This is a genomic window from Devosia sp., from assembly GCF_034675085.1.
Lineage (GTDB): Bacteria > Pseudomonadota > Alphaproteobacteria > Rhizobiales > Devosiaceae > Devosia.
The window spans coordinates 1-7,158 of sequence record NZ_JAUCDN010000175.1 but is presented as its reverse complement, the minus strand read 5'-3'; the positions used below and the strand labels follow the sequence as shown (position 1 = coordinate 7,158).

The following is a 7,158-nucleotide window of genomic DNA, read 5'->3' as shown; positions in this document are numbered from 1 at the left end:
TGCCCAATGCGGAAATCGCGCGGGGCGTGGCCGGGCTCGACAATGACGACGCCGTCGCCATCCTGGAAGACCTCGACCAGGAAGACCGCGACGAGGTGCTGGCCAAGCTGCCCACCTTCGAGCGGCTGAACCTGAAGCGCAGCCTGGATTTTCCCGAGGATTCCGCCGGGCGGCGGATGCAGACCGACTTCATCGCCATCCCCCCGTTCTGGACGGTGGGACAGACCATCGACTATCTGCGCGGCGAACCGGACCTGCCGGAGGAATTCTACCAGATCTATGTGGTGGACGCGTCCTATCAGGTGCTGGGCACGGTGCCGCTCGACAAGCTGCTGCGCGCCCGCCGGCCGGTGTCGATCGAGGCGCTGATGAACGCCAACCTGGTGCTGGTGGACGCCACCGAGGACCAGGAGGAGGCGGCCCGCGATTTCGAGCGCTACGACCTGGTGGAAGTGGGCGTGGTGGACGAAAGCCGGCGCCTGGTGGGCGTGCTGACCATCGACGACATCGTGGACGTGATCCATGAAGAGGCCGACGAGGACATCAAGCTGCTGGCCGGCGTGGGCGACGAGGATATTTCGGACACCATCCGCGACACGGTGCGCAGCCGCGTGCCCTGGCTGGTCATCAACCTGGTGACGGCCATCGGCGTGTCGATGGTGATCGGGCTGTTCAACGAGCCCATCGAAAAGATGGTGGCGCTGGCGGTGCTGATGCCCATCGTCGCCTCCATGGGCGGCAATGCCGGCACCCAGACCATGACGGTGACGGTGCGCGCCCTGGCCATGCGCGAGCTGGACGGGCGGCGCCTGCGCCGGCTGATCTCGCGCGAGATGATCGTGGGCTTCGTCAATGGCGTCATCTTCGCGCTGCTGGTGGGGCTGGTGACCTGGCTGCGCTATAACGATCCGCAACTGGGCATGGTGATCGGCGCGGCCATGATCACCAATATGATCGTGGCCGGCACATCGGGCATTCTCATCCCCATCATGCTCGACCGCTTCAAGGCCGATCCGGCCATCGCCTCGGCGGTTTTCGTCACCACAACCACCGATGTGGTGGGCTTTTTCGCCTTTCTGGGCATTGCGGGGCTGTGGTTCGGCCTGTTCTGAATGCAGTGAATTGCGACAATTTCGCGACTTGCGCCGGGGTGTGCCCAGCGTTAAAAATCCCTTACCGGGCGAGACAGGCGCGCGCCGCCTCTGGCGCCCGGAGTGAACGGCTGACAAGGAGCGAGCATGCGAAGTCAACCGAAGACCAATATCTGGCGAGCGGCAAGCTGGACCCTGGTTTGCCTGTTGTCGATAGGACTGGTTTTCTCGGTCGTGGCTGGCGTCTAGGAACCCTTCATCGTTTCAAAAGAAACGCCGAACGGTCTCTAAATCTTAGTTTTGTCGCGTTTCCGAACCGCAAAACCGTTTCCACTTCTGCTGGAAACGCTCCAGGCGCTGGAGTTCTTCACTAACAGCATTTTCGAAGGGCGCCCCGACACGGGCGCCCTTCTTCACTTTCGGGAGATGTTCCGTTGAAGCTGCTGATCGGCAATCGCAATTATTCCACCTGGTCGCTGCGCCCCTGGCTGGTGCTCCGCCATTTCGACATTCCCTTCGAGGACGAGGTGCTCCAGATCGGCGGGGAGGGGTATAAGCAGGTGCTGGCGAGCCGCTCGCCCACCGGCAAGGTGCCGCTGCTGATCGACGGCGATCTGATGGTTCCCGAAACCATCGCCATCATCGAATATCTGGCCGACGGCTTTCCCGAAAAGCCGATCTGGCCGACCGACATTGCCCAGCGCGCGCTGGCGCGGGCGGCGGCGGCGGAAATGCATGCCGGCTTTTCCAGTCTGCGCAGCCATGCGCCGATGAATCTGCGCGCCTCCCATCCCGGCAAGGTCAATCCCGACAGCGTCGCCGCCGATCTCAAGCGGCTCGAAGCGCTGTGGGGCGGGCTGCTGGCGCGCTCGGGAGGGCCGTTCCTTTTCGGCGCCTTCACCGCCGCCGACGCCATGTATGCGCCGGTGGCAACGCGGCTGCGCACCTATGAGCTGCCGGCATCGGACACGGCCAGCGCCTATATCGAAGCCATCTACAGCCTGCCCGCCTTCCAGGACTGGCTGGCCATGGCGCTCAAGGAGCCCTGGATCGTGGATGAGGACGAAATCGACGTCATCCAGGGGCGCGTGGCGCGGGGGAGCCTGGCATGATCCACATGATCAAGCTGTGCGTGGGCATTTCCAGCGTCGAGGAGCTGGAAAGCTACCGCGACGAGCGCGCCCATTGGTGGGATGCCGATTATGGCGAGGACGTGCATGTGCACCGCACTCGCATGATGCCCAAGCGCGCCGCAGAGATGGAGGGGAAATCCTCCATTTACTGGGTGATCGCCGGACAGGTCTCGTGCCGCCAGCTCATATTGCGGCTGGCGCGCTATACCAACCCGGAAGGGATCGACTATTGCGACATCATCATGGCGCCGCAGCTGATCCGCACCATTCCCTATCCCAAGCGCCCCTTCCAGGGCTGGCGCTATCTGCGCCCCGAGGATGCGCCGCCCGACCTGGGCGCCAACGAAAACGCCGATTCGCTGGCCCTGGCCGCCGATCTGGCCAAGCTGGGGCTCATCTAAAGCGCGTCGCGATCTTTCAGATTCGCTCCATGCGCTTTAGCCTTTTGTTTTTTGCGCATGTCTTTATCCCGAAACCGATTCCCACTTTCGGGAGACATGCTGTAGCCGGTCTTGCGGCGGGGCGGCGCCCGCCACATATTGGGGACATGGCACAAAAACGCATGCCCCATTCGCAGAGCCCGGCGCCGTCTCCCTCGGGGGCGGTGAGCGGGGACGTCGCCGCTTTCGTGCGCAAGGTGGGGCAGATGGCGCGGCCCCGCTCCGGCGAGGCGGGGCGGCTGCTCTTTGCCATGGACGCCACCATGAGCCGGCAGCCGACCTGGGACCTGGCCTGTTCGTTGCAGGCGGAGATGTTCCGCGCCATCCCCAGCGACAGCGCGCTCGAAGTGCAATTGCTGTATTTCCGCGGGCTGGGGGAATGCCAGGCCTCCAAATGGGTGGCCAATGCCGACAGCCTAGCGCGGCTGATGAGCGGCATCGACTGCCGGGGCGGCAATACCCAGATCGGCAAGGTGCTGGGCCATGCCCGCGCCGAACACACCAAAAAGCGCATCAATGCCATGGTCTATGTCGGCGACGCCATCGAGGAGAATGTCGACGCGCTGGCGGCCAAGGCCGGGCAGCTTGGTCTATTGGGATGCCCGATCTTCATTTTCCAGGAGGGCATGGACGGGCGGGTGGAAGCCGCCTTCCGTGAATTCGCCCGGCTGACCAAGGGCGCCTATGCCCGGTTCGACGCTTCCGCTCCCGGCCAGCTGGCCGATCTGCTCAAGGCCGTCGCCGCCTATGCCAGCGGGGGCAGGGCGCAGCTGCAATTGCAGGGCAGCGCGCCGGCGCGGGCGCTCTTGGCGCAATTGCCCGGATGAGCTGGATCTTCCTCGGCGGCGTCGCCCTGCTTGCCATACTGGCCGTTGTCCAATCCCTGCGACGCCTGCCCAAGGCGCAGCAGATGCGCCTGCTGCGCTGGCTGCTGGGCGGGATCGCGGCGCTGGTCGCGGTGGCGCTGCTGGTGGCGCGGCGCATCGATATCGCCATCTTTGCCGCCGCAGCCGCCTTTTCCATTTTGCGCCGGGGGCGGCTGGGGCCGTTTTCGCTCGATGCGCCCACGCCCCACGAGGGGAACAGCTCCAAGGTCAGGAGCCGCTTTTTTTCCATGGAGCTGGATCATGACAGCGGTAAGGTGGAAGGCTGGGTGCTGAGCGGGCAATTCACCGGCCGCGACCTGATGGACCTGGATGCCGAAGAGACGCGGGCGCTGATCGCCGAGGTGGACTGGGACCCGGACAGTCTGAGCCTGCTCGAAAGCTGGCTCGACGCCAACCGCGCCGGGTGGCGCGAATATTTCGCCGAGGAGGATGCGGGGCAGGCCGAGCCGGCCGATCCGGTGGCGGAGGCCTATGCGGTGCTGGGCCTTTCCCCCGGCGCCAGCGACGAGGAAATCCGCGCCGCGCATCGGGAGCTGATGAAGGCGGTGCATCCCGACCATGGCGGATCGAGCTATCTGGCCTCCAAGATCAACGAAGCGCGCGATCGCCTGCTGCGCCATTAACGAGGCGTTAACCATGCATGGCTTTGTGTGTGTGCCGAGCTGAGACGGGATCGAATTTGGGGGCGGCCATGGGGCAGGCGGGCGCGCATGTCATTGTAGTGGGCAATGAGAAGGGCGGCTCGGGCAAATCCACCACCGCCTTCCACCTGGCCATTTACCTGCTGCATGCCGGGCATCGCGTCGCCACCATCGACGTGGACAGCCGCCAGCAGACGCTGACCCATTATGTGCGCAACCGCCGCGCCCATGGCCAGGAAACCGGCCGCAAACTGCCCAATCCCACGCATTTCCACCTGCCCTCGGGCTGGAGCGACTCGGCGGCGGAGAACAATCGCGCCGAATTCGACATTTTCCGCCGCGCCATCGCCGAGGTGGAAGGCACGGCCGATTTCATCATCATCGACACGCCCGGCTTCGACACCAATCTTACGCGCCTCGCCCATTCGGTGGCAGACACGCTCATCACCCCGATCAACGACAGCCTGATCGATATCAATGTATTGGCGCGGATCGATCCGGAAAGCGGGGTGGTGGTGGAAACCAGCCATTACGCCAAGCTGGTGCAGCGCGCCCGCTCCGAGCGCATGGCGGTGGACGGGCAGTCCATCGACTGGATCCTGATGCGCAACCGCATCTCCATGCTGGCCTCGCGCAATGCCAGGCAGGTGCAGGCGACGCTGGAAAGCATCGCCACGCGATTCGGCTGCCGGCTGGCCGACGGCATCGCCGAGCGCGTCATCTTCCGCTCGCTCTTTGCCAGCGGACTGACGGTGTTCGATCCGCTCGAGGAGGAAGTGGGGGAATCGGCCTCGCTCTCCCATCTCGGCGCCAGGCAGGAATATCGCAACCTGGTCTCGGCGCTGAACCTGCCGCTGCGCCAGCCGGCCCCGGAGGCCGTGCGGCTCTCGGCTTAGAGCGTTTCAACTTTCATCTGTACCATCCCCATGCACCATGTCATGCCGGCGCAGGCCGGCATCCATCCTGAAGGCCGTCGGCGCCCACAATGGATGTGGAGACATGCGGAGATGGATTCCGGGTCACGCCCGGAATGACACCGGGGGTGGGACGAAATCGCGCGTCACATGGATGGTGAAACGCCCTAGCGGCGTCCCCCATCAGCCGGCCCACGGGTCAAGCCTGTGGGCAGCGCCGGTGTGTTGAAAAACTTCATGCTCAATAAAAAAGCCTCCCCCGCGATGGGGGAGGCCTGACAGGTTCAGAGGGCTAAACCCCTAATTCTTCTCGGCCGTTGCCTTGGGCTTTTTGGGCCGGGGCAGGGCCTTGGGCTTGGCCGGGCGCGGGGGCACCGCGACAAGCTCGAGCTTGGCATCGGCCCCTTCACCCACCACGGCCACCGTCACCGTGCCGCCATTGACCAGTTCGCCGAAGAGAACCTGATCGGCCAGGGGCTTCTTGATGTGCTCCTGGATGACGCGGGCCAAGGGGCGCGCGCCCATGCGCTCGTCATAGCCGCGCTCGGCCAGCCAGTCGGCGGCTTCGGGCAAGAGGTTGATGGTGACGCCGCGCTCGGCCAACTGGCCTTCGAGCTGGAGCACGAACTTCTCCACCACGCGCCGCACGATCTCGCGGGGCAGAGGCGCGAAGGAGATGATGGCGTCGAGCCGGTTGCGGAACTCGGGCGTGAAGGTGCGATTGATCGCCTCCTCGTCGTCACCCTGCTCGCGCTTGCGCCCGAACCCGATGGGTGAGCGGGCCAGCTCGGACGCCCCCACATTGGAGGTCATGATGAGGATGACATTGCGGAAATCCACCGACTTGCCATTGTGGTCGGTGAGCTTGCCGTGGTCCATCACCTGCAACAGGATGTTGTAGAGGTCCGGGTGGGCCTTCTCGATCTCGTCGAGCAGCACCACGCAATGGGGATGCTGGTCGACGCCATCGGTGAGCAGGCCCCCCTGGTCGAAGCCGACATAGCCCGGAGGCGCGCCGATGAGGCGGCTCACCGTGTGCCGTTCCATATATTCGGACATGTCGAAGCGCAGCAATTCCACGCCCAGCGTATCGGCAAGCTGCTTGGCCACTTCGGTCTTGCCGACGCCGGTGGGGCCGGTGAACAGATAGGAGCCGATGGGCTTTTCCGGTTCGCGCAGGCCGGCGCGGGCCAGCTTGATGGCCGAAGTCAGCGCCACGATGGCCGCATCCTGCCCGAAGACCACGGTCTTGAGGCTCTGTTCCAGACCCGAGAGCAGTTCGGCATCGGACTTGGAGACCGATTTGGGCGGAATGCGCGCGATGGTGGCGACGGTGGCCTCGATATCCTCCACGTCGATGATTTTCTTGCGCTGATCCTCGGTGAGCAGCATCTGGCTGGCGCCGGTCTCGTCGATGACGTCGATGGCCTTGTCGGGCAGCTTGCGGTCGCCGATATAGCGCGCGCTCAGCTCCACCGCCGCCTTGAGGGCGTCGTCGGTGAACTTGACCTTGTGGAAGTCCTCGAAATAGGGGCGCAGGCCCTTCACGATCTCGATGGCGTCGGGAACGCTGGGCTCGTTGACGTCGATCTTCTGGAAGCGCCGCACCAGGGCACGGTCCTTCTCGAAGAACTGGCGATATTCCTTGTAGGTGGTCGAGCCGATGCAGCGGATCGCGCCCGAAGCCAGAGCCGGCTTGAGCAGATTGCTGGCATCGAGCGCGCCGCCCGAAGTGGCGCCGGCGCCGATCATGGTGTGGATCTCGTCGATGAAGAGCACCGCATTGGGCATCTTCTCGAGTTCCTTCATAACCGCCTTGAGGCGCTCCTCGAAGTCGCCGCGATAGCGCGTGCCAGCCAGGAGCGAGCCCATGTCGAGCGCGTAGATCACCGCCTCCTTGAGCACCTCGGGCACGTCGCCCTCGATGATCTTGCGGGCCAGCCCCTCGGCGATGGCGGTCTTGCCGACACCGGCGTCGCCCACATAGAGGGGGTTGTTCTTGGAGCGGCGGCACAGCACCTGGATGGTGCGGCGCAATTCGGCATCGCGCCC

Annotated in this window: 7 protein-coding genes; 6 read left to right on the top strand and 1 reads right to left on the bottom strand. The window is 64.7% G+C overall.

Features of this window, described 5'->3' with window-relative positions:
- The 6 genes from mgtE to VDP82_RS11695 all read left to right on the top strand — a co-directional run.
- The coding region (gene mgtE, locus VDP82_RS11720; protein WP_323015030.1) for a magnesium transporter at positions 1-1,112 on the top strand (1,112 nt) is incomplete at its 5' end.
- A gap of 413 nt (positions 1,113-1,525) precedes the next feature.
- On the top strand, positions 1,526-2,203 hold the full coding sequence (locus tag VDP82_RS11715; RefSeq protein WP_323015029.1) for a glutathione S-transferase family protein: 678 nt from the start codon (positions 1,526-1,528) through the stop codon (positions 2,201-2,203).
- The gene (locus tag VDP82_RS11710; protein WP_323015028.1) at positions 2,200-2,625 is read left to right on the top strand and encodes a DUF1489 domain-containing protein; all 426 of its coding nucleotides are present in this window, start codon (positions 2,200-2,202) and stop codon (positions 2,623-2,625) included. Before VDP82_RS11715 ends, VDP82_RS11710 begins: the two co-directional genes overlap by 4 nt.
- Positions 2,626-2,786: 161 nt before the next feature.
- The gene (locus VDP82_RS11705) at positions 2,787-3,491 is read left to right on the top strand and encodes a VWA domain-containing protein (RefSeq protein WP_323015027.1); all 705 of its coding nucleotides are present in this window, start codon (positions 2,787-2,789) and stop codon (positions 3,489-3,491) included.
- Entirely contained in the window at positions 3,488-4,174 is a 687-nt protein-coding gene (locus VDP82_RS11700) for a DnaJ domain-containing protein (protein WP_323015026.1), read from the top strand. Before VDP82_RS11705 ends, VDP82_RS11700 begins: the two co-directional genes overlap by 4 nt.
- 68 nt (positions 4,175-4,242) lie before the next feature.
- Positions 4,243-5,088 (top strand): division plane positioning ATPase MipZ, encoded by an 846-nt coding sequence (locus tag VDP82_RS11695; RefSeq protein WP_323015025.1) that lies wholly within the window; start codon positions 4,243-4,245, stop codon positions 5,086-5,088.
- A 318-nt stretch (positions 5,089-5,406) separates the two neighbouring features.
- Here VDP82_RS11695 and VDP82_RS11690 read toward each other — a convergent pair.
- The coding region (locus VDP82_RS11690) for an AAA family ATPase (RefSeq protein ID WP_323015024.1) at positions 5,407-7,158 on the bottom strand (1,752 nt) is incomplete at its 5' end.

Bases quoted from the DNA above. Each gene is read 5' to 3' on its own strand.
- VDP82_RS11705 (WP_323015027.1), top strand. From the start codon at position 2,787: ATGCCCCATTCGCAGAGCCCGGCGCCGTCTCCCTCGGGGGCGGTGAGC.
- VDP82_RS11695 (WP_323015025.1), top strand. From the start codon at position 4,243: ATGGGGCAGGCGGGCGCGCATGTCATTGTAGTGGGCAATGAGAAGGGC.
- VDP82_RS11700 (WP_323015026.1), top strand. From the start codon at position 3,488: ATGAGCTGGATCTTCCTCGGCGGCGTCGCCCTGCTTGCCATACTGGCC.
- VDP82_RS11710 (WP_323015028.1), top strand. From the start codon at position 2,200: ATGATCCACATGATCAAGCTGTGCGTGGGCATTTCCAGCGTCGAGGAG.